20 protein-coding genes are annotated in these 22,252 nt (G+C 63.4%); 11 read left to right on the plus strand and 9 right to left on the minus strand.

Annotated features, from left to right (window positions below; translation table 11 throughout):
* The 3 genes from mdcA to madL are packed head-to-tail and all read right to left on the minus strand — an operon-like array spanning position 1 to position 2,890.
* Positions 1–1,644: a malonate decarboxylase subunit alpha gene (gene mdcA, locus QZY01_RS07410; protein WP_294535294.1), complete on the minus strand. Its 1,644-nt coding sequence runs from the start codon at positions 1,642–1,644 to the stop codon at positions 1–3.
* A gap of 26 nt (positions 1,645–1,670) precedes the next feature.
* On the minus strand, positions 1,671–2,435 hold the full coding sequence (gene madM / locus QZY01_RS07415) for a malonate transporter subunit MadM (RefSeq protein WP_294535296.1): 765 nt from the start codon (positions 2,433–2,435) through the stop codon (positions 1,671–1,673).
* An 11-nt stretch (positions 2,436–2,446) separates the two neighbouring features.
* Positions 2,447–2,890, minus strand: a complete 444-nt coding sequence (madL, locus tag QZY01_RS07420; protein WP_294535298.1) for a malonate transporter subunit MadL — start codon at positions 2,888–2,890, stop codon at positions 2,447–2,449.
* Between the two features lie 154 nt (positions 2,891–3,044).
* Here madL and QZY01_RS07425 point away from each other — a divergent pair, with 154 nt between their 5' ends.
* The 9 genes from QZY01_RS07425 (at position 3,045) to QZY01_RS07465 (ending at position 12,000) form a co-directional block, all read left to right on the plus strand.
* The gene (locus tag QZY01_RS07425; RefSeq protein ID WP_294535301.1) at positions 3,045–3,752 is read left to right on the plus strand and encodes a GntR family transcriptional regulator; all 708 of its coding nucleotides are present in this window, start codon (positions 3,045–3,047) and stop codon (positions 3,750–3,752) included.
* Positions 3,753–3,771: 19 nt separating this feature from the next.
* Entirely contained in the window at positions 3,772–4,521 is a 750-nt protein-coding gene (locus QZY01_RS07430) for a sulfite exporter TauE/SafE family protein (RefSeq protein ID WP_294535303.1), read from the plus strand.
* A 255-nt stretch (positions 4,522–4,776) separates the two neighbouring features.
* Positions 4,777–5,724: a family 2A encapsulin nanocompartment shell protein gene (locus QZY01_RS07435; protein ID WP_294535306.1), complete on the plus strand. Its 948-nt coding sequence runs from the start codon at positions 4,777–4,779 to the stop codon at positions 5,722–5,724.
* Between the two features lie 196 nt (positions 5,725–5,920).
* Positions 5,921–8,032, plus strand: coding sequence for a family 2A encapsulin nanocompartment cargo protein cysteine desulfurase (locus QZY01_RS07440; RefSeq protein WP_342394884.1), 2,112 nt, complete (start codon positions 5,921–5,923; stop codon positions 8,030–8,032).
* A 197-nt stretch (positions 8,033–8,229) separates the two neighbouring features.
* Positions 8,230–8,778 (plus strand): peroxiredoxin, encoded by a 549-nt coding sequence (locus tag QZY01_RS07445; RefSeq protein WP_294535311.1) that lies wholly within the window; start codon positions 8,230–8,232, stop codon positions 8,776–8,778.
* Between the two features lie 120 nt (positions 8,779–8,898).
* A complete protein-coding gene (locus QZY01_RS07450) occupies positions 8,899–9,420 on the plus strand; it encodes a rhodanese-like domain-containing protein (RefSeq protein WP_294535313.1) in 522 nt (173 codons plus the stop codon).
* Positions 9,421–9,452: 32 nt separating this feature from the next.
* The gene (locus tag QZY01_RS07455; RefSeq protein WP_294535315.1) at positions 9,453–10,373 is read left to right on the plus strand and encodes a dienelactone hydrolase family protein; all 921 of its coding nucleotides are present in this window, start codon (positions 9,453–9,455) and stop codon (positions 10,371–10,373) included.
* A gap of 75 nt (positions 10,374–10,448) precedes the next feature.
* Positions 10,449–10,967, plus strand: a complete 519-nt coding sequence (locus QZY01_RS07460; RefSeq protein WP_294535317.1) for a cytochrome c — start codon at positions 10,449–10,451, stop codon at positions 10,965–10,967.
* A 226-nt stretch (positions 10,968–11,193) separates the two neighbouring features.
* Positions 11,194–12,000 carry a cytochrome b/b6 domain-containing protein gene (locus QZY01_RS07465; RefSeq protein ID WP_294535320.1) on the plus strand — a complete coding sequence of 269 codons (807 nt, stop codon included), beginning with the start codon at positions 11,194–11,196 and terminating at the stop codon, positions 11,998–12,000.
* A gap of 30 nt (positions 12,001–12,030) precedes the next feature.
* On the opposite strand, the gene QZY01_RS07470 is transcribed toward QZY01_RS07465, so the two are convergent.
* The 6 genes from QZY01_RS07470 to QZY01_RS07495 all read right to left on the minus strand — a co-directional run bounded on the left by QZY01_RS07470 (position 12,031) and on the right by QZY01_RS07495 (position 18,234).
* Entirely contained in the window at positions 12,031–12,273 is a 243-nt protein-coding gene (locus QZY01_RS07470; RefSeq protein ID WP_294535322.1) for a hypothetical protein, read from the minus strand.
* A 9-nt stretch (positions 12,274–12,282) separates the two neighbouring features.
* Positions 12,283–12,675: a hypothetical protein gene (locus QZY01_RS07475; RefSeq protein WP_294535327.1), complete on the minus strand. Its 393-nt coding sequence runs from the start codon at positions 12,673–12,675 to the stop codon at positions 12,283–12,285.
* A gap of 74 nt (positions 12,676–12,749) precedes the next feature.
* Positions 12,750–13,220: an Hsp20 family protein gene (locus tag QZY01_RS07480; RefSeq protein WP_294535329.1), complete on the minus strand. Its 471-nt coding sequence runs from the start codon at positions 13,218–13,220 to the stop codon at positions 12,750–12,752.
* Between the two features lie 314 nt (positions 13,221–13,534).
* On the minus strand, positions 13,535–13,945 hold the full coding sequence (locus tag QZY01_RS07485; RefSeq protein WP_294535332.1) for a hypothetical protein: 411 nt from the start codon (positions 13,943–13,945) through the stop codon (positions 13,535–13,537).
* A gap of 86 nt (positions 13,946–14,031) precedes the next feature.
* Complete coding sequence (locus QZY01_RS07490; RefSeq protein WP_294535335.1) at positions 14,032–15,471, minus strand: DUF1501 domain-containing protein; 1,440 nt, start codon at positions 15,469–15,471, stop codon at positions 14,032–14,034.
* Between the two features lie 30 nt (positions 15,472–15,501).
* Positions 15,502–18,234: a DUF1549 and DUF1553 domain-containing protein gene (locus tag QZY01_RS07495; RefSeq protein WP_294535338.1), complete on the minus strand. Its 2,733-nt coding sequence runs from the start codon at positions 18,232–18,234 to the stop codon at positions 15,502–15,504.
* Positions 18,235–18,873: 639 nt separating this feature from the next.
* Here QZY01_RS07495 and QZY01_RS07500 point away from each other — a divergent pair.
* Together QZY01_RS07500 and QZY01_RS07505 are read left to right on the plus strand one after the other, a co-directional pair.
* Positions 18,874–21,471: a TonB-dependent receptor gene (locus tag QZY01_RS07500; RefSeq protein ID WP_294535341.1), complete on the plus strand. Its 2,598-nt coding sequence runs from the start codon at positions 18,874–18,876 to the stop codon at positions 21,469–21,471.
* Between the two features lie 94 nt (positions 21,472–21,565).
* On the plus strand, positions 21,566–22,225 hold the full coding sequence (locus QZY01_RS07505; RefSeq protein ID WP_294535345.1) for a c-type cytochrome: 660 nt from the start codon (positions 21,566–21,568) through the stop codon (positions 22,223–22,225).
* Positions 22,226–22,252 lie beyond the last annotated feature (27 nt).

A 22,252-nucleotide genomic window follows, 5' to 3' on the forward strand; every position in this document is an offset into this window, starting at 1 on the left:
CTACCAGTTGCGGAAACGTTTGGGCGGGTCGTAGAGGCCGCCGGAAGCGCGCACCAGATCCTTGACGGAACGCGCGGCGAGGAGATCACGGGTGGCGTCGCGCTTGTCGATGCCGAGGTCTTCGGGACGCCTTATGATGCCACGGTCGCGCAGATTCTCGACCATGGCCTTGTCGCGGCCAAGACCGACCGGCGTATAGCCGGCGACGCCGCGAATGGCCTGCTCGCGTTCCTCGTCGGTGCGGCACAAAAGCAGATTGGCGATGCCTTCCTCGGTCAGGATATGGCTGACGTCCTCGCCGTAGATCATCACCGGCGGCAGGTCCATGTTGGCGGTTTCGGCCAGTTCCCAGGCGTCGAGCCTTTCGACGAAGGCCGGTTGCATGTGCTCGCGAAAAGTCTCGACCATCTGCACCACCAGTTTCTGGCCGCGCGGAATGAGATTGCGGCCGGCCCGCGCCTCGCGTCCCGCCTTGAGCCAGGCGGGGCTGGCGTGGCGCCTGCCGCGCGCGTCGGCGCCCATGTTCGGCGCGCCGCCGAAACCGGCGATTCGGCCAAGCGTCGCGGTGGAGGAATTGCCGGCGAGATCGATCTGAAGGGTCGAGCCGATGAACAGGTCGCAGGCGTAATGGCCGGCGGCCTGGCACATGGCGCGGTTGGAGCGCATCGACCCGTCGGCGCCTGTGAAGAAAATATCGGGACGGGCGCGGATATAGGCCTCCATGCCAAGTTCCGAGCCGAAGGAATGGACGCTTTCGACAAAGCCGGCTTCGATCGCCGGGATCAATGCAGGGTGCGGATTGAGCGCCCAATGGCGGCAGATCTTGCCCTTGAGCCCGAGCGATTGCGCATAGGTCGGCAGGATCAATTCGATCGCCGCCGTGTCGAAGCCGATCCCATGGTTGAGGCGGTCCACGCCATATTCGGCATAGATTCCCTTGATGGCCATCATCGCCATCAAAACCTGGATTTCCGAAATCTGCGCGGGGTCGCGCGTGAACAGGGGCTCGATGAAATGCGGCTTCGGGCTCTGGACGATAAAGTCCACCCAGCCGCCGGGAATGTCCACACGCGGCAGCGTTTCGACGATTTCGTTGACCTGCGCGATGACGATGCCGCTCTTGAAGGCGGTCGCCTCGACGATGACCGGCGTGTCCTCGGTATTGGGGCCGGTATAGAGATTGCCCGCGCGGTCGGCGGCCTGGGCGCAGACGAGGGCGACGCGCGGCGTCAGATCGACGAAATAGCGCCCGAACAATTCGAGATAAGTGTGGATGGCGCCGATCTTTATGCGATGGGCGCCGACCAGTTTGGCGAGCCGTCCCGCCTGCGGGCCGGAAAAGGAGAAATCGAGCTTCGAGGCGACGCCGCGCTCGAACACGTCGATATGTTCGGGCAGCGCCAGCACGGATTGCACCATGTGCAGGTCATGGATTTTTTCCGGATCGAGATCGGCCAGGGCGCGGGCGAGGAAATCCGCCTGCTTCTGGTTGTTGCCCTCAAGACAGACCCGGTCGCCCGGCTCCAGCACCGCTTCGAGCAGGGCGGCGACGTCGGCGGCCCCGATCTCCTTGCCTTTCGCCAGGCTTGAGGCCCGGGCGAGCCGCGCCTGACGGCTGCGCGCCTGAATGTTCCAGTCTCGCATCGCAATTGCCTTTCGTTGTGGCCTTTTCAGCCGAACAGGGCCTTGACCGCGAGGAACAGGATCGACGGGCCGAGCAGGCAACCGAAGCCGGTGTGGAAGGTCGCCACCAGCGCGCCATAGGGCACGAGCCGGCGGTCGGTCGCCGCTAGGCCGGCGCTGACGCCGCTGACCGTGCCGGCGAGGCCGCCGAACACCATCGCCGCCTGCGGATTGTTGAGGCGCATGAAACGGGCGAGAACCGGAGTGAATACCATCACCAGGATCGCCTTGACGACGCCGGTGGCGATGCTGAGCGCCATGACGTCCGAGGAGGCGCCGATGGCCGCGCCGGTGATCGGCCCGACAATATAGGTGACCGCGCCGGCGCCGATGGTGGTCAGCGTCACCGGATCGCGCAGGCCATAGGCGTAAGCCACGCCGACGCCGACGACGAAGGGCACGATGGTGCCGAGCACGAGGGCGAGAAAGCCGAGCCAGCCGGCTTTTTTCGCCTCATCGACATGAACCTCGCTGGCGGTGGCGACGATGGTGAAATCCCGCATCATCGCGCCGCCCATCAGCGCGAGGCCGCCGAACTGGGCGATATCGGCGAGACCCTTGGCCTTGCCGGTGACGACGCCACCGTAATAGGCGAGCGCGAGGCCGGCGAGCACCGCGATGGCCGAGCCGGCGACGCGGCCCCCGGTCAGATGGCGGGCGAGAAAGTTGGAAATCCAGATCACCGCGCCGACAAAGGCGAAAGCGACGATCAGCGGATTGTCGAGAATGGGCTTTTCAAAAAAGGCGTTCATCTTTGCGGCCCTCAGCGATGGTCGGGAGCGACCGACAGGTCGCTGGCGGGATCGTGGTCGTCCGTTATGGGCGCCAGCGCCGCGCTGGCGATGTGCCGGCGCTCGATGACCCTGTTGATCGCGGAGATGAGGAAGACGCAGGCCGCGAAAGCGCCGGCGGCGCTAAGCAGGGCAATGGGGCCGCTTTTCGCGGCGACAATGACATTTTGCGTCGCGGCCATGGCGATGACGACGGGGATGTACATCATCGCCCAGAAGGTCACGCCCTTGGCGGTATCGACCGCGAACAGACCGTGCTTTTGCAGGAAATGCTGCGCCGCGATCAACAGCAGCATGGCGATGCCGACGCCGCCGACATTGGCCTTGACGCCGATCAGCGCCGCAATTCCCTCGCCCACGGCGACGCCTGCAAGATAGCAGGCGGCCAGCAGCGCTGTGCCGAAAATAACCATCATATCCTCCCAGAGACGGGTCCGGCGTTTGGCCGGACCCAATTGTCGGGAATTTGTATTCCCAATTCATTTTCTGTATACAGAAAATATCAGTCTGGACACCGTGTCAAGCGTTTTGTATGATTCTTTCAGTGTAATTTTCGGGAGCGCCGGCGCCATGGATTCCTTGTTAAGCCCTCCGTCGCCAAATTCATCGTCGCCAAGTCCGCTCGCCGGACAATTGCTCGAAGCGATCGAGGAACGCATCGTCACCGGGGAATATCCGCCGGGCGCGCGCCTCGACGAAGTCGAACTCGCCGAGGCCTTTGGCGTTTCGCGCACGCCGATCCGCGAGGCGCTGATCCGGCTGGCGACGATTCACATGATCGAGAAAATGCCGCGCAAGGGCTGGGCGGTCTCGCCGGTGTCGCCGCGCCGGCTTTGCGAGATGTTCGAATTCATGGGGGAACTGGAAGCGCTGTGCGGCCGTCTGGCGGCGCGCCGCGCCACGCCTTTTCAGTTGCAGAAGCTGCTGGCGGCGCATGAGGCCTGCCGGGGCGTCAAAGACCCCGACGACTATTACCGGCTCAACGAGGTCTTCCATGTCGCGCTCTACGAGGCGAGCGGCAACGAATTCCTCATCGAGCAGACGCTCGAAATGCAGCGCCGCGCGCGGCCCTATCGCCGCCTGCAATTGCGCGTTCCGGCGCGGATCGACAACTCGTTCGCCGAGCATGAGGAGATCGTGGCGGCGATTCGGGCCAATGACGCCGAAGGGGCGGCGGAAAAATTGCGCCAGCACGTCACGGTGCAGGGCGAGCGCTTCGCCCATCTCGTCAAATCCGTCGAAAAATGGCGCGCCGCCGGGATCGATCGGCGCAGCTGAAAGCCAGGCCGGGGGAAACATGCAGGATATGATTTTTGTCGCGGGCGCGGGCCTCTTGGGCGGCGCGATGAACGCCATCGCCGGGGGCGGCTCCTTCGTGACGCTGCCGGCTCTCGTCGCGGTCGGCGTTCCCTCGCTGTTCGCCAACGCCACCTCAACGGTGGCGCTGGTGCCGAGCGCGCTGGCCACGGCCTTCGCCTACCGCCACGATTTCCAGGGTTTCGACGGCGTCAAGCTCTCGACCATGGCGGTGATCAGCGTGATCGGCGGGGCGCTCGGCGCCCTGCTGCTGTTGCACACGTCGCAGAAATTTTTCGACGCGCTGTTTCCGTTCCTGTTGCTGTTCGGCGTGCTGGTCTTCGCTTTCGGGCGGCGGCTCGGCGACGCCTTGCGCCAACGCGTGACCATCCACCCGCGCGCCCTGCCCGTGGCGCAATCCGTGCTCGCGGTTTACGGCGGCTATTTCGGCGGCGCCGTCGGCGTGATGATGCTGGCGGCCTGGAGCGTGCTGACAAAGGCGACGATCAATTCCATGCAGGCGTCGCGTCATCTGCTCAACGCCTCGATGAACGCCACCGCCGCCATCCTGTTCATCTACGGCGGGCTCATCTTCTGGAAGGAAATGGCGGCGCTGCTCGTCTCCTCGACGGTCGGCGGCTATCTGGCCGGGCATTACGGCCGTCGCCTCGACCCCGCCAGGGCGCGACTCTTCATCTCCTGCCTCAATGCGACGATCGTCGCGATCGTGTTCTGGCGCGCCTATCGCTGACGACGGGAGACTTTTTAAGACCGCGTGGCGAGCTGAAGAGCCTTGGCGGCGCCGAATATTGAGTATTTGTATTATTTACATGATTTTTATAGGCTATTCATTTTGCATTTTTGACACTTGCGCTGACCAGTCATAAATTCTATTGCTGGCGAGCGAAACGATACAATCAACGTATCGGGGACTTTTATACTATATATATAGTAAAATAATCTCCGAACCTATCGCCTAACGCAACCCCACTTCTGGAAGGCGCGCATGACCGACGATCCCGAAATCCGCCGCACATTAAGCGAATCCGCCGCAAGGCAACTCGCCAACGCCACCAAAACCCGCGCGCAATGGTCGGGAATCACGCCGCGCTGGCTCGTGTCCTTCCTGCCCTGGACGCCCGTAGAGGCCGGCATCTACCGGCTGAACCGCGTCAAGGAAGGCCAAGTCCTCACCGACGCCGACGTGCAGTGCAGCCCGGCGCGCAATGTCGACGCCGACCTGCCGGAAGCCTTCGTCGATTACGAGGACGCGCCGCGCGAATATTCGCTGAACGCAGTCACCACCGTGCTCGACGTCCAGACCCGCGTTTCCGATCTCTACAGCCACCCCTACGACCAGATTCAGGAGCAGTTGCGCCTGCTGATCGAGAAGGTGAAGGAGAAGCAGGAAAACGAAATCATCAACAACGCGGATTACGGCCTGATCGCCAACGCCACGCCGTCGCAGGTGATCAAGACCCGCTCCGGCCCCCCGACCCCCGATGATTTCGACGAGCTGATCACCAAGGTCTGGAAGGAGCCGGCGTTTTTCCTGGCCCATCCGCTCGCCATCGCGGCGTTCGGACGCGAATGCACCCGTCGCGGCGTGCCGCCGGCGACCGTCACCCTGTTTGGTTCGCCCTTCATCACCTGGCGCGGCATTCCGCTGATTCCGTCCGACAAGCTGCCGATCGACGAGGCGGGCAAGACCAAGATCCTGCTGCTGCGCACCGGCGAAAAGCGTCAGGGCGTGATCGGCCTGTTCCAGCCCGGCATTCCCGGCGAAGTGGCGCCGAGCCTTTCGGTCCGCTTCATGGGCATCAACCGCAAGGCCATCGCCTCCTACCTGATCTCGCTCTATTGCTCGACCGCCGTGCTCACCTTTGACGCGCTGGCCGTGCTGGAGGATGTCGAGATCGGCAAATATCATCAGTATCCGTTCACCTACGAGTGAGCTCTTTCCGCCGGCGTCGCCTTCGCGCCGCCGGTCCCAGTTTATTCCGCCTCCGCACTGCCGACGGAAGGCGATGAATCGATTCAGGACCGCCGATATGCCGATTGGTCTCAACGCGTCAGAAGCTCCCGCGACCGCCCCCCAACCGGGCGCTTCGTCGGCGCCGTCCTTTCCCGACCCTTCCGTGATTGCGCAAATGGCCAATTTCTTTTTCGGGCAACCGCCTCACGGCGCCGTCCCCTCGCTGGCCGATCCGGGCATTCCGGTCGCGCCGCCGAGTCCGGCCTTTTTCCCGGCGCCCAATGTGGCGACCAGCGTCGCGCCCCATCTGCCGGCCAACCCGCTGGTCGGCCCGCCCGACCTGCCGCCTTCGACCATTCCCTCCATCGCGCCGACGCCCAATCTGACGGCGCCGCAGGCGCCCAATCTTTCCGCGCCGCCGTCCGGTTTCGGCGAGCCGCCGATGCCCGGCGCCTCGGCGGGCTCTGTCGGCGCCGCCGAAGCGCCATTCGGACTGGGTGAAACCACGCAACTGGTTCCCGCCGCGCATCTCGCCGATCCGTATCGCGGCCAGACCGGGACGCCCGAGGCGGCGTATTTTCTCGGCGAATCCGCCGCCGACGGCGCTCGGCCCGATCCCTTTGCAGCGCCGGCGCCGACAACCGCCGCGCTGCCCGCCGCCGCTGCGCCGCAGTCCGGGGCGACGCCGGAATCCGCATTAGCGACGGCGCCAACTGCCGCCTCGCTTGGCCCTGCCGCCGCGCCGTTCGCGCCCGGCGCCGGCAGTTTCGCTCCCACGCCCATTCCGTCGCCCGTCCCCGCCGAGCCGGTCGCCAATCCCTTTGACGGCCCGACCCCGGCGCCCGACGCGACCTATTTCCTCGGCGAAGCGGCCCGCTCGGGCGCCCAGCCCAACGCGCCTGCCGCTCCTGTCCCCGCTGTGACGTCCCTCCCCGCCTCGGTCGCGCCGCAGTCCGGGGCCACGGCGCCATCGGCCCCGGCGCCCGCGCCGGTCCCCGCCGCCGCCTTCAGCTTTCTCGAACTGGATCTGCGCCCGCTGGCCGCGCCGACGCGCGGCGCCGTCGGCCATCCGCTCGACCCGGAAGTCGTGCGGCGCGACTTTCCGATCCTGCAGGAGCGGGTCAACGGCGGCAAGAAGCTGATCTGGCTCGACAATGCCGCGACGACGCAAAAGCCGCAGGCGGTGATCGACCGCCTTTCCGAATTCTACCGGCACGAGAACTCCAACATCCACCGCGCCGCCCATGCGCTGGCCGCCCGCGCCACCGACGCCTATGAGGCGGCGCGCGAAAAGACGCGGCGTTTCCTCAACGCGCCGAGCGTCAAGGACATCGTCTTCGTGCGCGGGACGACCGAGGGCATTAATTTCATCGCCCAGTCCTGGGGGCGCGCCAATGTCAAGGCCGGCGACGAAATCCTCATCAGCTGGCTCGAGCATCACGCCAATATCGTGCCCTGGCAGCAGCTCTGCGCCCAGACGGGCGCAAAGCTGCGCGTCGCGCCGGTGGACGACAGCGGCCAGATCATTCTCGAAGCCTATGAGAGGCTGCTCGGGCCGAAAACCAGAATCGTGTCGGTGACCCAGGTCTCCAATGCGCTCGGCACGATCGCGCCGGTGACCGAAATGACCGCGCTGGCCCACAAGCATGGCGCCTGCGTGGTCATCGACGGCGCCCAGGCGGTGTCGCATATGCCGGTGGACGTGCAGGCGATCAACTGCGACTTCTATGTCTTTTCCGGACACAAGGTGTTCGGGCCGACCGGCATCGGCGCGGTCTATGGCCGCGAGGCGGTGTTGGCGCAGACCCCGCCCTGGCAGGGCGGCGGCAACATGATCGCCGATGTGACGTTTGAAAAGACCGTATTCCAAGGCCCGCCCGACCGGTTCGAGGCCGGCACCGGCAATATCGCCGACGCCGTCGGTCTCGGCGCGGCGCTCGATTATGTCGAGCAGCTTGGCATGGCCAATATCGGCGCCTACGAGCACGGCCTGCTCGAATATGCGACGGCGAAAATGCTCGCCGTGCCGCGCCTGCGCCTGATCGGCACGGCGCGCGAAAAGGCCAGCGTGCTGTCCTTCGTCATCGACGGCAAGGAGACGCTGGAAATCGGCAAGGCGCTCGACGCCGAGGGCATCGCGGTGCGCTCGGGCCATCATTGCGCCCAGCCGATTTTGCGCCGTTTCGGCCTGGAGGCCACGGTGCGTCCCTCGCTCGCCTTCTACAATACTTGCGAGGAAGTCGACGCCATGGTGGACGTGCTGTTCAAGCTGGCGGGGCGCAACTGATCGTCGGATCGGAAAAGCCTATGGCGCGGATTTTCCGCGATGGCGGCTCGTCGCGACAAGGAAGACCTGTCGAGACAGGTTTTGGCGATAATTCCTACCTTTTTGATAGTTTTTAATTGACAAGACCGCCCGCCCCCGTTGAAGTGCGCCCCGTTCGAGGCCATATCCACTGCGGCTGAATTTCAATGGGGCGAGTGATGAAACGACTTTTCGCCGGCGCGTTATGCGTCCTGCTTTCGACCGCCGCCTGGGCGGCGCTCAAGGAGGGCGACACCGCCCCCGATTTCACCCTGCAAGCGGCGGTGGGCGGCAAGAGCTTCCCCTTCCAGCTTTCGGAGGCCCTTAAAAAAGGTCCGGTGGTGCTTTATTTCTACCCGAAATCCTTCACCAGGGGCTGCACCATCGAGGCGCATGATTTCGCCGACAACGCAGAGAATTTCGCCGCCGCCGGGGCCACCCTGATCGGTCTCTCGGCGGACACGATCGAAACCCAGATCGACTTTTCCGGCAAGGAATGCCGCGACAAGTTCCCGGTCGCCGCCGACCCCGACGCGGCGGTCATTCGCTCCTACGACGCCTTGCGCACCAAGCCGACCGCTTCCGGCGCCGTGGTCTCCGACCGGATTTCCTTCGTCATCGCGCCCGATGGCAAGATCATTTACGCCTATCAGGATTCCGCCCCGGAAAAGCACATTGACAACACTTTGGCCGCGGTGCGGCAGTGGCGCGAACAGCACAAGCCCTGATCGCCGTGGCGACGCGGCTGCGCTTTTCGCCCCAACGGGGTTGCGCCGCAGTGAAAGTCGCGACATAATACTATCAAGTCGATCGTTTTTATATAAATCAAACCCAACCGGAATCATCCCATGCGCAAGATTCTGCCTCTCCTCCTGCTCTCCGCTACCCTTGCTTCGCCGGTTTTCGCCCAGACCCCGTCGCCGGCGGCGCCGGCGCGGCCCGCGTTCGTCTATAATTTCAAGACGCCGGAACTGCATCGCGCCTCCATCGACGCCCTGCTCGCCGTTCCGAGCCATGTGTTGTTCGTCGATCTGCGCCGCCCCGACGAAATTTCCAAGATCGGCACTTTTCCGGTCTATCTGAACGTGCAGGCCGCCGATCTCGAAAAGAACATCGACTTCATTCCCAAGGACCGCCCGATCGTCACCGTCTCCAACCATGCCGCCCGCGCCGGCAAGGCCGCCGATTACCTCGCGGCCCACGGTTTCCCGGTCGTCGGCGCCGTCGGTTCGCAGGTCTATGAGGAGGAGGGTGGAGCCATCGTGAAGGTCGCCATCCCGACTCCGCGCCCGGTCGCCGCCGCTCCCGCCGCCGTTGCGCCCGCCGTCGCCGCCGCAGCTTCGACCGCCGCCGACTCCCCAAAACCCTGATTGCCGCGCCGACCCGCCCGACGGAGCCCGCCATGAGCGACGACAAGACTTTGACCGTGAAGGCCTTGAGCAAGGCCAGCGACTTCCATCCGGAAGTTTTGCGCCTGTTCGACCGCTATGTGCATGGACTGACCTCCCGGCGCGGCTTTCTGACAAGCGCCTCGACCTATGCCGCGGTAAGCGGCGCCACCGCCGTCGAACTGCTCGACGCGCTCAATCCGCGCTTCGCCGCCGCGCAGAAAATTCCGCCGGCGGATCCCCGGATCAAGATTGAATTTGTCGAGATCGATTCGCCGCAGGGCTATGGCAAGGTGCGCGGACTGCTGGCGCGCCCGGCCCATGCGCAGGGCAAGCTGCCGGTCGTGCTCGTCATCCACGAAAATCGCGGCCTGAATCCGCATATCGAGGATATTGCGCGGCGGCTCGCGGTGGACAATTTCATCGCCTTCGCACCCGACGCGCTGTTTCCGCTCGGCGGCTATCCCGGTGACGAGGATAAGGCGCGCGAGCTTTTCCCGAAGCTCGAACAGCCTAAGACCCGCGAGGACTTCGTCGCCGCCGCGCTTTATGCGCAAAATCTGCCCGACGGCAACGGCAAGGTCGGGGTCGTCGGCTTCTGCTATGGCGGCGGCATCGTCAACTTTCTCGCCACCCGCGTGCCGAGCATTGTCGCCGGCGCGCCCTTTTACGGCGCGCCGCCGCCGCTCGACCAGGTCGGCGCGATCAAGGCCGAGCTGGTCCTGCAATTCGCCGGCAAGGACGAGCGCATCAACGGCGGCTGGCCCGCCTATGAAGCGGCGTTGCAAAAGGCCGGCGTGAAATATCAGGCCTATGTCTATCCGGGCGTCGAACACGGGTTTAACAATGACACCACACCGCGTTTCGATCAGGCCGCCGCCGATCTCGCCTGGGCGCGAACCCTCGAACTGTTCAACCGCACCCTCCGCGGCTGATCGCCGAAGTTTCAGACCCGGCCTGACTTAACCAAGCCTAGCCAAACAAAAAGTCGAATCAGGAGTTTTTGACGCATGATCCCGCAATTTCTTAAAGCCCGCCGCGCCGCCCTCATCGGCCTGACCTTTGCCCTCGGGGCCGGCTGCGCGCTGACGGCTTACGCCCAGAACGCGCCCGCGCCCGCCGCCGCTGGCGGCGCCAATGCCGCACGCGCCGCCGTCGGCGTCCGCAAGGCCATTTTCACGCTTATCGGTTCCAATTTCCGTCCGCTCGGCGCGCTGTTAAAGGATGGCGGTCCCTATGACGCCGCCGATGTCAACAAGCGCATCACCCGCGTCTTGTTTCTGTCCGGCCTGCTCAACGAAGCCTTTCCCGACATTTCCAATGTCGGCGAGCCCGATTCCAAGGCCAAGCCGGAAATCTGGACCAATCGCGCGGATTTCGAGAAGAAGCTCAAGGAATTCCAGGACAATCTGGTCGTGCTGTCCGACGTCAACGCCAGGGAGAAGGGCTATACCGAGTCGGTCAAGGTCGCGCTCGGGGCGGTGGCGCAGAACTGCAAGTCCTGCCACGACGATTACAAGTTGAAATAGAAACCTGTTTCACCGTCGCGCCCTGTTCCTCCTCACAGGGCCGACCGGACAGGCGTGCGTCCTCGCCCTGCGCGCGCCTGTCCGGATGCCTTTCGAGACCCGGGGTCTCTTGCCGCGCCATGGCGTCGTGCTAGGCTTTGAACTTCCCGAATTCAGGGTGTTTTTTAAAAAGAACCCAAGAAACCCGAGCGCGCTTTCGGCGCTGCGCAGCTACAGGCCGCCGACCATGTCCTCTTACGAAGAAGCGATCGGATTTCAGGACAAGACGAAGGAAGTCCAATCCAGGTCGCAGGAAGTTCCGCCCAAGTCGCAGGAAGTCCAACCGGCGCCGCAGGAGGGTATGGAAACCGAGCGGCAGGTATGGGATCTGCCGGTGCGGATCTTCCACTGGAGCCTGGTCCTCGCTGTCGCCGCCGCCTTTGTCACCAACAAACTCGGCGTTCGCTATTTCAAATACCACGTCTGGGCGGGCTATACGGTCATCGTGCTGGTGGCCTTCCGCCTCGTCTGGGGCCTTGTCGGCACGCGGCACGCGCGCTTCTGGAATTTTCTTCGCGGTCCCTCGGAAACACTTACCTATGCGCGCGATCTGGTCGCCGGCAAGGACCGGCATTATCCCGGCCATAATCCGCTCGGCGCGCTGATGGTCATCCTATTGCTCGGCGCGCTGGCCGTTCAAAGCATTATCGGCCTGTTCGGCAATGACGAAATATTCAATTTCGGCCCGCTCTACGGCTATGTCACCAAGGAGTTCAGCCTCGCGTTGACCTCGATCCACAAGAAATTGTTCTACTGGCTGGCCGGCGCCGTGGCGCTGCATGTGCTGGCGGTGGCCGCGCACAAGATTTTCCTGCATGAAAATCTGGTGCGGGCCATGTTTACGGGACGCAAGCCCGTTGACGCGGTGCCGGCGGAAGAAGCGATCCATGCGTCGCGGACCTGGCTGGCGGCGCTGCTGGGCGTGGCGATCGCCATCGCCCTCGCCTATATCGTCACCCACGCCCCGGCGGCGACCGATACCGGCGATTATTGAACGCGAAGCCAAAGGCGACCGCCGCCTCGATCACTCGATGCGTTTGGCTGTCGCTCGCTCGGCGTCTTCGCCTTGCGCGCGGCTAGAATGCAGTCCGCCGAACCAGAATGCCGGACGCCGCAACAGCCGCCTCAAGGCGCGACGAGGCGCGATTCGGGACGCCGCAGCGGGCGGCGGCCCCCTGGGGTCGTTGTCGTTGGCGGGAGTCAAGCGATCTCTCTTGTTTCCGGTTTCCTCCCGGGCGGCCATGGCCAGAAGTTTGGCGATCGGCATGACCGGGCCTCAAGCCGCTGTGGACCCGTGGTTAGGTCCGCCGCCCTCTCCGCCTCGCAGGCCCCGACGCGGCCACCAGAACAGCTCCGGGTCGAAGCGGACAGGCGCCGACCCGGCCGCCTGAGCATCGAGTTGCTTGAGCGCATCCATGACCTCGTCCCAACTTGCAGCCCAGCCGCCGGCGGCCTCGCGTAGCAGCGGGTTCGCCGCCGCAGCGCAGGCGTCCGAGGCCCATGACGCGAGGATCGCCCGTTTTTCGTTCAGCGTCAGGTCGGAGTCTTCGACGACGTCCGACGGACGGTCGAACGCCCGCGCCGGATGAAGAAGGTCGTCGAAGCGCGCCGCGTCTGCACAGCGGCGGGCGGCGTCCCGACGAATGGATTTTCGAAAATCATGATTCATTTTAGTCGCTCCATGTCACGTCGTTCGGGTCCGGACCTCCAGCCCGGACCGTGTTTTTCGCTCAGGCCGCCGGTTCAGGCCGCCTTCTCGTGCTCGATGGTCTTGACGCTTTCTCCGGCGCCGGGTGTCGTGTTGACGCCGACGGCGATGCGGCGTGGCTTCATCGCCTCCGGCACGCGGCGAACAAGGTCGATGTGGAGCAGGCCGTCCTCGAAAGTCGCGCCCAAAACCTCGACATAATCGGCAAGGTTGAAGCGCTTCTCGAACGCCCGCCCGGCGATGCCGCGATAGAGATATTCGGCCTTGTCGCCCTTTTCCGCAGGGCGCGCCGAAACCGTCAGCACGTTCTGGTGCTGGGTGACGCCGATCGAGCCCGGCGCGAAGCCGGCCACCGCGAGGGAGACGCGATAGGAATCCTCGCCGGTGCGCAGGATATTATAGGGGGGATAGCGTCCCTCGGGTTCGAGGGTCTCGTCGATCAGGGCGAACAACCGGTCGAAGCCGATGCTGGTCCGCCGGAACGGGTCGAAGTCGATGTTCCGCATAGCCACATCCTCCAATGAGCAACATGGGTTTGGGCAACGCCGGACGCTGCCGGCGCCGGTTCGGTCGAGCCACGTCAGCGCCCGACAATAATCGAATTAGAAAAGGAAAAAGCCATTTCAAGAGAGGCGTTCAAAATTTTCTTTTCGCGAATAACATGTTGTTTTTCAAGAATTTATGGTCTCGATATGGAATTTGGCGCCGGGCCCCAGGTTGAAGCCATTCGCGCGCATGGCCCGACGGCGGACGTGCGACGGATGACGAGAGGCCAAGACCGGCAACTGGACCGGCGGCCTTCAGGCCGCCCTTGGCTCCCTCAGAATCGCGCCTTGTCGGGCTTGTAGGTGTCATGGCAGTTGCGGCAGGCTTTCGACACTTCGCGCGCGCCTTCCGCCGCCGCCTCGTAATTCTCGGCATCCAGTTCCTTGAGCACGGTGTCGAGCCATTGCAGACCCTGTTTCGATATTTCGACCGCGTCCTGGGTATTGCCCTTCTTCGAGAAATAGTCATGCGTATAGGTGAAGCCCCGGCGCAATTCCGCCGCGTCGTCGCGCGCCGCGTCGGCGTTCTGCCCGGAAATATCCGGCTCGAAATATTTGATCGCCCGTTCGATGTCATGCATCAGATCGTCGTCGTAGTCCTTGAGATCGATGGTGACCCGCTCCGCGAAAACCGGAGCGGCGACCAGAAGGGCGGCCAGGGTCGAAAGCATCGTGAACTTGCGCATCGTGGAGTGGTTTTCCCGATTTTGTCGAACGAACGCCTGGAAGGATGACCTTCCAGGCGTGTTTTCGATATTTCAAAAATGGACGGTCAGGCGATCAGCTCCGGAACCACCTCGCCGTAGACCACGGTGGGACGTTCGCGGCGACCGGCGCGCTGGTAGGTCACCTTGAGATGATCGAGGCCGAGCAGATTGAGCACGGTCGCATGGACGTCATAGGTATCGACGCCCTTGCCGATCGAACGCAGGCCGATTTCGTCGGTCGCGCCATGGGTGTAGCCGGCCTTGGAGCCGCCGCCCGCCAGCCATTGCGTATAGCCCCACGGATTATGGTCGCGTCCGTCGCCGGACTGGCCATAGGAGGTGCGTCCGAATTCCGAGGTCCACACCACCAGCGTCGTTTCGAGCAGGCCGCGATCCTTCAGGTCCTGAAGCAGGGCGCCGATGGGCTTGTCCACGGCCTTGGTATGGCCCGAATGGTTCTTTTCGAGCGACGAATGGGCGTCCCAGTTGCGATCGACGCCGCCGGTGTCGGCGATCGGTCCCGAAACCACCTGGATGAACCGCACGCCGCGCTCCACCAGACGGCGGGCCCGCAAGAGATTCGTGCCATAGCCCTTGGTCGCATTGTCGTTGAGGCCGTAGGCTTCCTTGGTCGCGTCGGTCTCCTTGGACAGGTCGATCGCCTCGGGAGCCGATTTCTCCATGCGATAGGCGAGTTCATAGGAGCGCGAGCGGGCCAGCAACTCGGTGTCTTCGGGACGCAGCGCCGAGCGGTGCTCGTTGAGCGCCTTGAGCAGATTTAGCTCCTCGCGCTGCTGCGGATCGGACACCAGTTCCGGGTGGTCCAGATCGATGATCGGCGAATCGCCGGGGCGGAACGCCGTGCCCTGATAGACCGCCGGCAGGAAGCCCGAGCTCCAGTTCACCGAACCGCCGGTCGGCTCGCGATTGCCGTCATAGAGCACGACATAGGACGGCAGGTCGGGGTTCGCCGAACCGAGCGCATAGGAAACCCAGGCGCCAAGCGACGGACGGCCCGGCTGCACGTCGCCGGTGTTGAGTTTCAGGATCGAAATGTCATGCGTCGCGCCGACCGTCTTGCTGTCCTTGATGAAGGCGATCTTGTCGGCGTGCTTGCCGATGTTCGGCACAAGGTCGGAGAACCAGGCGCCGCTCTCGCCATATTGCTTCCACTCGCGTTTGGAGGCGAACAGCTTGCCGACGCCGCCCTGGGTCGAAGTCTTGATGCCCTGCAGGAAGGAAGCCGGGACTTCCTGTCCGGCGAGGCGGATCAGCTCGGGCTTGTAATCGAACAGGTCGAGCGTCGACGGCGCGCCGTCCATGTGCAGCCAGATCACCGATTTCGCCTTGGCGGCGAAATGGGGGTTTTTGGGGGCCAGCGGATCGGCGAGTTCCGCCGCGCTGGCGGCGAAGATGCCGCCGCCCGGCATCAACGAGCTCAAGGTGAGGCCGCCTGCCCCGAGCGTCGTGCGAAACAGCATCTGGCGTCTTGATTGCAGTGACATGTTATGGGTCCTTCCGTGACGTGCTGAAATTCAGAAGCGATAGACAAAGTCGTTGGAGTTCACGACCGTGTGAACCAGATCGACGAAGGCGGAGAGGCGGATCGGATTGGAGATCTCGTCTTCCTTGAGGGCGATCGGTTCGGCCAGCGTGAACTTGCCGTCGAGGATGCGGCGGGTGAGCACCTTCTGGTGATCGTCGAGGAACCTCGCCAGCGCCGCTCTCTCGAAATCGTCGGGATTGCGGCTGAACAGGATCTGGAACAGACGGGTGAACTGGGCGTTCTCGTCGGGTCCGGCTTCGCGAATGACGCGGCCGGCGATGGCCTGGGTCAGTTGGAACACCTGTTCGTCATTGATCAGGGTCAGCGCCTGCAACGGCGTCGTCGTCACTTCGCGGGTGGCGTGCACCTGCTGGGTGTTGGGCGCGTTGAAGGCTTCGAGCAGCGGATAGGGAACGCTGCGGCGGGTGAAGATGTAGACGCTGCGGCGATACCAGTCCTTCGGGTTCTTCGACACCGGCCAGGCGAGCTGGGCGGCGCCGAGGTTGGCCGGGACCGGCGGGAACACGCTCGGGCCGCCGACGCGATCCTCCAGCTTGCCGGAAGCGACAAGCAGGGCGTCCCGAATTTCCTCGGCTTCCAGACGCTGGCGCGGGAACACCGCGAGCAGCTTGTTGTCCAGATCGGCTTTGGCGACCTCCGGGCGATAATCGGAGGACTGGCGATAGGTGTTCGACAGCAGGATCTGGCGATGCAGCTGCTTCACGCTCCATCCCTTCTGGGCGAAGTTGTCGGCCAGATAATCGAGCAGTTCCTGGTTGGTCGGGCGGTCGCCGGCCTTGCCGAAATCATTGACCGTGCGCACGATGCCGGTCGAGAAATACTGGCTCCAGACGCGGTTGGCGTAAACGCGCGACGTCAGAGGGTTTTCGCGGCTGGCGATCCAGTTCGCCAGAGCCGTGCGGCGGCCCGACGACGTGGCTGTGGGCTTGATCACCGGCTCTTGTTCGGTCAGGTTGGCCGGGAAGGCCGGCAGCACTTCGTCGGTCGGCCGTTCATGATTGCCGCCGGAGAAGATGAACGTCTTCGGCGCGTCGGCATGGCCCAGTTCCTCGACGCCCGTAAAGGTGTCCGAGCCACGCTGCGGCTTCTGAATGTCGAACTTGCGCAGTTCGACGGTGAGCTTCTGATAGTCCTCGAAGTTCTTCTTGGCCTCCGGTCCGTGGCCGGGCGCTTCCTTGTCGTCGGCGATATAGCGCAGGTAGCCGCCGCCGATGATGTCGTCATTGGTGACGTTCTTGTTCACCAGACGGTGGTTCACCCAACGGTCCTGAGGGGTCCAGTCCTTTTCCGGCTTGAAGATCGCCTCGCGCGAATCGGTGAGATAGCGCTCCTTGTGATAGGTGAGCGCGGCCTGCTTGTAGGGCGCCAGCAGGGCGGTGCGCTTGTCCTCGAGTTCCTTGATCGAATCCAGATATTTCTGGAGGTTCTTCGCATAGGCTTCCTCGGCAGGGCCTTTCTTGGCCGGGAAATCCTCGGTCGTCGAGGTGTTGGCGAAGAAGGCCTGTAGCGAATAATAGTCCTTCATCGTGAACTTGTCGGTCTTGTGGTTGTGGCAGCGCGCGCAGCCAACCGTCGAACCGAGAATCGAAGAGCCCACCGTATCGACCATGTCGGTGGTGATCTGGAACTTCCTCTGCACCAGATCGCGCGAATTCGGATTATCCGGATAGCCGGTCAGGAATCCGGTGGCGATGTGGGCGTTCTGGTCGCCGGGGAAAAGCTCGTCGCCGGCGATCTGCTCCTTGATGAACAAATCATAGGGCTTGTCGGCGTTGAAGGCGTCGATGACATAATCGCGGTAGCGGTAATAGTTCTGGCGCGTGGCGTCGCCCTGGAAGCCGGCGCTGTCGGCGTAGCGCGCGAGATCGAGCCAGCGGCGCGCCTGACGCTCGCCATAATGCGGCGAGGCGAGCAGACGATCGGCGAGTTTCTCGTAAGCGTCCGGCGACGCATCGTTGACGAAGGCGGCGACTTCTTCCGGCGAGGGAATGAGGCCCCAGACGTCCAGCGTGGCGCGACGAATATAGGCGGCGCGGTCGGCGTCCGGCGAAGGCTTCAGGCCCTTGGCCTCGATCTTGGCAAGAACGAAGGCGTCGATCGGATTGCGAACCCAATCCTTCTGCGCGACCTGCGGCAAGGCGGGCGCGACCACGGGGAGGGTCGACCAGTGCGGCGGCGATGCGGCGGCGACCGCCGCCGCGTCAGGCGCGGGCGCCGAAGCGGAGGCGACCGCGGCCGGCGCCGGCGCGGCGGCGGCGGGAGCGGCGGCGATAGGAGCCGGAGCGGGCGCAGCAACCGCGGGAGCGGCGGCGACCGGAGCGGGAGCAGGCGCCGCGGCGGCGCTCCCTCTCGAAGCGGCCAGCAAGGCGGCGGCCGCAGACTCCTGCGCGGCGGCGGCCTTCGGAGCGGCGGCGGCCTTCGGAGCGGCGGCGGCCTGGGCGGCCGGTGGCGCGGTCGCCGGGGCGGCGGGCGCGGGCAGCGCGGCCAGCGCCTTGGCGAGGGCGTTCAGCGCTTCTACGGAAGCAGCGAGCGCCTTGAGGGATGCCGCCCGCGCGTCGGCGGCGACCTGTTCGGGCGTCGCGGCGGCAGTCTGCGGCGACGCGGACTGGGCATAAGCCGCTCTTTCGACCGCGTTGAGGGCGGCGAAAGAAGTGAAACTGAGCAGAACGGCGCCCAGGGCCTTCGATCTATTGGTTGTCATCGCCAGTTTCTCACCTCTTCGATTGTCCCGTTTTTTCGACTGTCCGGTTTTCGGCCGTCAGGTTCCGCAGACGCTTGCCTTGGCCAATTCCGGACCGGCCGCATGCCCTCCGCGCCCCTGAAAACTAAAGGGGACGGCGGCGCGAGGCGCGCGAACCGGTGAACGGGAGGGGGCGGGAAATTCCGCTCCTAAAACCTATTCAACTGATAGGAATAAAGGGATTCTTGCGGCTTGACAATAGATTTTCGGCGCAAGAAGCGCGATTTTTGCATTGCCCCGGGGCGGTCCGGCGCCGCGAGAGACAAACTTTTCGCGGCTTCGGAAAAATTTATTCCGACCCCTCGGCTTTTCAGGGACGGCGAATTTTTAGATAGGGTTTTTCGGAAAAAATGCGGCTTATTAGGGCCTTTGGCACGAAGGATTTGCCGCGGCTACGGGATGGCCGGATTGTGTTCTTTTTGCAACGCGGCATTTGTTAATCGAATATTCAGGTTGGTTTTTTGCGACCGTCAGTTGACTCAAAGCCAAGTCCAAAATCATACTAAATTGATAGGATAAATATCCAATGGGTAAAGGGGTCGCGCAACACCCTGAAAACGCCGGCGGATCGAACGAAACTTGTCACTCAGAGGTCACATTATGAGTTCATCTCTCGCCCAGCGTCGGCAGGCGCTGTTGTCCAGCGTCCGGGCCCTGCCCATCGCGTTGATCGGCGGCGCCGTCGCGCTGCCCGCTCTCGGGCTTGTCTCCCCGGTTTTGGCGCAACAGACCAGGCCGGCGGCGCCCGCCGCAGCCGCCCCGGCGGCGGCCGCCGCGCCCGCCTCGGCCACCTCAGCCGTGATCGAGGAAGTCACGATCACCGCGCGCGACCGCGCCGAAAAGGACCAGGACGTCCCGCTGCCGATTTCGGCGATCGGCGAAAAGAGGATCGAACAGCAGCATATCGAGAAATGGTCGGACGTCGTCCAGCGCGTTCCGAGCTTCACGCCCAGCGTCACCAATCCGCGCACCAGCGCCAACGGACTTCGCGGCATCACCGGCATTTCGGGCGGCGCCGACGGCTCGGAAGGCGACGTCGGCCTGATTGTCGACAATGTGTTCTATTCCTATATCGGCTTCTCGTGGCTGCGCCTCTACGACATCAATTCGGTGCAGATCGCGCGCGGTCCGCAAGGCACGCTGTTGGGCAAGAACACGACCACCGGCGCGGTGATCGTCAACACCAACCTGCCGAGCTTCACGCCGCAGACGACGACCGAAACGACGTTCGGCACCCGCAGGCTGGTCGAGGAAACCTTCACCAACACTGGCACGCTGATCCCTGACACCATCGCCTATCGCGTTTCGCTGTTCGGCGCCAAACAGGACGGCTGGCTGCCCAATCTCTACTACCCGTCTGCTCCCAAGGGGCAGGACACCGATCGCTGGGGCTTCCGCGGGCAATTGCTCGGCACTTTCGGCGACATCACCGATCGCTTCAAATACGAACATGACGCCACCAACGAAACCAACAACAGCAATGGCACCTGGCAAGACCAATATGCCTATTATTTCAACGGAACGGCGCGCTCCATCTCCGTGACCAATCCGCAAGGGCTCAAAGCGACATTCAACAATCCGAATCAGGCGCTCGGCTTTCTCTACCCGCAATATGCGAACCGCATCGTCGCGCAGCCCGAGGCCATCGTCTCCACCAATATCGGCAGCCTCATTACCCACACGAACTCCGTGTCGAACGAGCTGAACTGGAATATCGGCAATCTCTTGCTGACCTCGGTCTCGGCTTTCGCGCATTTCGATTTCCATCCCAACAACAGCAACGGCAATTACGGCATTCAGACGATCCAGAACAACATCAGCGGCTACGACGTCGGCGTAAACCAATATTCGCAGGAGACGCGCCTGTCCTCGGCGACCGGCGAGAAATTCGAATGGACGGCCGGAACCTACTTCCTGCGCAACCTGATCACGACGAACAACCGGTCTCAGTATGGTGTGGACGCCGTCGGCTCGCAGCAGAGGAACACCACCGGAACAGGCGTCAACGCCTCGAATATTCTCAACGGCGTCGAATCCGATCTCTATGGCCAGGCAGGAATCACGACGCTCGCGGCCTTCGGCCAGGGCACCTATCACTACGACGAACACGCCGCGCTTACCCTGGGTCTGCGCGACTCGTTCGAAGACCGCACGGCTTCCGACCATGGCTATTATTTCGGCGGCGCGCCTCTCTCTCCGAGCCTGAGCATTTTGCGCACCAATTACGTGATCTCGGCGGCCGGCGGCACGAATTTCTTCCAAGCCGGTGAGCAGAAGACCAATTCCATTTCCTTCCTGATCAACCCGTCCTACAGGTTCAACGACAATATCACCGCCTATGTGAACGTGGCGCGCGGCGTCAAATCCGGCGCCGCCAATACGACAGCGGTGCCGGTTTATTACACGGGTTCGGCCATCAACAACCAAAAAGAGGTCTATCCCGTCGTCGGCTCCCTGCCGATCATCACCGAGCCCGAAATCTCGATCGATTATGAAACCGGCTTCAAGTCGAACTGGCTCGACAACCACCTTATCCTCAACGCCAACGCCTATCTGAACACCATTACCAACTTCCAGGCGACGCTGGCGCGCTACTACACCTATACCGATACTTCCGGCAACCTGAACGTCATCAACAAGAGCTTCCTCGGCAATATCCCGTCGGTGCGGCTGGCGGGCTTCGAACTCGAAGGACGCTATTCGCCGATCGACAACCTCTGGATCAATGTCGCCGCCGCCTATAATGGCGCCTGGTACTGGAGTTTCCCGAATGCCGCCCCGGCGGCGGACTTCGCCCAAGTCTATCCGAGCGCGCAGGTCAACCTATCCCACCAGAAAATTTCCAACGTCACGCCTTACACGTTCATCATCGGCGCCAATTACGAGCATCACCTCGGCGAATATTTCGGCACGAACCTGAAAGGCTATGTTTACGTCAACGAAGCCTTCAAGAGCGCGACGCTGTTCTCGCCGCCCAGCTATACGCTTTACACCCTCCGGCAGGGCGCCTACTCGCTCCTCAGCGCCGGCTTCGGCGTGAAGACGCCGGACGACCGCTATGACGTAGCGATCTGGGCAAAGAACCTGGGCAATGTGCGCGCGATGACGACGCAGTCGCTCTCCAGCAACATCGCTCTCGGCGGCATCAGCTACGTCGATCCGCTGACGATCGGCGCCACCTTGCGCACCAAGTTCTGACGTCTTCGCTCGAAAACGCTTCATACGCGCAAGTGCCATTTCCGGCGCCGGGTTTCCCGGCGCCGGTTTCTTTTCCTCGCTGGAAGGCCTCGCCTTGCAAAGCAAACGATTTCGCACCGGTCGTGTTTATGCGGCGCTCGGTCTGTTGTTCGCGGCCTTGTCGTTGGCGCCTTCGCTTCATGCGGCGTCAGGCATGGGCGATGCGGCAAATGGCAAGATCCGCTCCCAAGCGGAGCAATGCCAGGAATGTCACGGCGAGGCGGGGCTTGGAACCGCTGAACATTACCCCAAGCTCGCCGGCCAATGGGCCGGCTATATCCGCAAGCAGCTCGGCGATTTCCAGTCGGGCGCGCGGAAAAGCGAGATCATGAACGCGATGGCGTCCGACTTGTCGCCGCGCGACATTGCCGACATCGCCGCCTATTTTTCATCCGCGCCGCGCTGGAGCGGCGAAGAAGACAATTTCAGCGCCGCCGGAAGGGCGCTTTATCTCAATGGCGATCCGTCGCGCGCCTTGCCCGCCTGCGCTTCCTGTCATGGCGAGAAGGGCGCGGGCGCGGATACGGGAGCCGGGCCGATCCCGGCGCTCGCCGGTCAGCGCGAATCCTATCTGATCAACCAGCTCAACGCTTTCAAGGCGGACGACCGGGCGAACAGCCCCGGCGCCGTGATGAACGAGATCGCCCATCGCCTCTCGATAAGCGAAATCGCCGCCCTCGCCCACTATGTATCGGGGCCGCGGGCGATGGAATAGCAGGCGGCGGCGCTTGACGAATTTAGA

The sequence above is a fragment of the uncultured Rhodoblastus sp. genome, assembly GCF_903903185.1.
Taxonomy (GTDB): Bacteria; Pseudomonadota; Alphaproteobacteria; order Rhizobiales; family Beijerinckiaceae; genus Rhodoblastus.

Excerpts from the sequence above, each read along its gene's own strand:
- QZY01_RS07455 (WP_294535315.1), top strand. The coding sequence starts at position 9,453 with ATGAGCGACGACAAGACTTTGACCGTGAAGGCCTTGAGCAAGGCCAGC.
- QZY01_RS07460 (WP_294535317.1), top strand. The coding sequence starts at position 10,449 with ATGATCCCGCAATTTCTTAAAGCCCGCCGCGCCGCCCTCATCGGCCTG.
- QZY01_RS07480 (WP_294535329.1), bottom strand. The coding sequence starts at position 13,220 with ATGCGGAACATCGACTTCGACCCGTTCCGGCGGACCAGCATCGGCTTC.
- QZY01_RS07500 (WP_294535341.1), top strand. The coding sequence starts at position 18,874 with ATGAGTTCATCTCTCGCCCAGCGTCGGCAGGCGCTGTTGTCCAGCGTC.
- QZY01_RS07485 (WP_294535332.1), bottom strand. The coding sequence starts at position 13,945 with ATGCGCAAGTTCACGATGCTTTCGACCCTGGCCGCCCTTCTGGTCGCC.
- QZY01_RS07490 (WP_294535335.1), bottom strand. The coding sequence starts at position 15,471 with ATGTCACTGCAATCAAGACGCCAGATGCTGTTTCGCACGACGCTCGGG.
- madM (WP_294535296.1), bottom strand. The coding sequence starts at position 2,435 with ATGAACGCCTTTTTTGAAAAGCCCATTCTCGACAATCCGCTGATCGTC.
- QZY01_RS07440 (WP_342394884.1), top strand. The coding sequence starts at position 5,921 with ATGGCCAATTTCTTTTTCGGGCAACCGCCTCACGGCGCCGTCCCCTCG.
- QZY01_RS07430 (WP_294535303.1), top strand. The coding sequence starts at position 3,772 with ATGCAGGATATGATTTTTGTCGCGGGCGCGGGCCTCTTGGGCGGCGCG.
- mdcA (WP_294535294.1), bottom strand. The coding sequence starts at position 1,644 with ATGCGAGACTGGAACATTCAGGCGCGCAGCCGTCAGGCGCGGCTCGCC.
- QZY01_RS07475 (WP_294535327.1), bottom strand. The coding sequence starts at position 12,675 with ATGAATCATGATTTTCGAAAATCCATTCGTCGGGACGCCGCCCGCCGC.
- QZY01_RS07425 (WP_294535301.1), top strand. The coding sequence starts at position 3,045 with ATGGATTCCTTGTTAAGCCCTCCGTCGCCAAATTCATCGTCGCCAAGT.
- QZY01_RS07470 (WP_294535322.1), bottom strand. The coding sequence starts at position 12,273 with ATGCCGATCGCCAAACTTCTGGCCATGGCCGCCCGGGAGGAAACCGGA.
- QZY01_RS07495 (WP_294535338.1), bottom strand. The coding sequence starts at position 18,234 with ATGACAACCAATAGATCGAAGGCCCTGGGCGCCGTTCTGCTCAGTTTC.
- madL (WP_294535298.1), bottom strand. The coding sequence starts at position 2,890 with ATGATGGTTATTTTCGGCACAGCGCTGCTGGCCGCCTGCTATCTTGCA.
- QZY01_RS07445 (WP_294535311.1), top strand. The coding sequence starts at position 8,230 with ATGAAACGACTTTTCGCCGGCGCGTTATGCGTCCTGCTTTCGACCGCC.
- QZY01_RS07450 (WP_294535313.1), top strand. The coding sequence starts at position 8,899 with ATGCGCAAGATTCTGCCTCTCCTCCTGCTCTCCGCTACCCTTGCTTCG.
- QZY01_RS07435 (WP_294535306.1), top strand. The coding sequence starts at position 4,777 with ATGACCGACGATCCCGAAATCCGCCGCACATTAAGCGAATCCGCCGCA.
- QZY01_RS07465 (WP_294535320.1), top strand. The coding sequence starts at position 11,194 with ATGTCCTCTTACGAAGAAGCGATCGGATTTCAGGACAAGACGAAGGAA.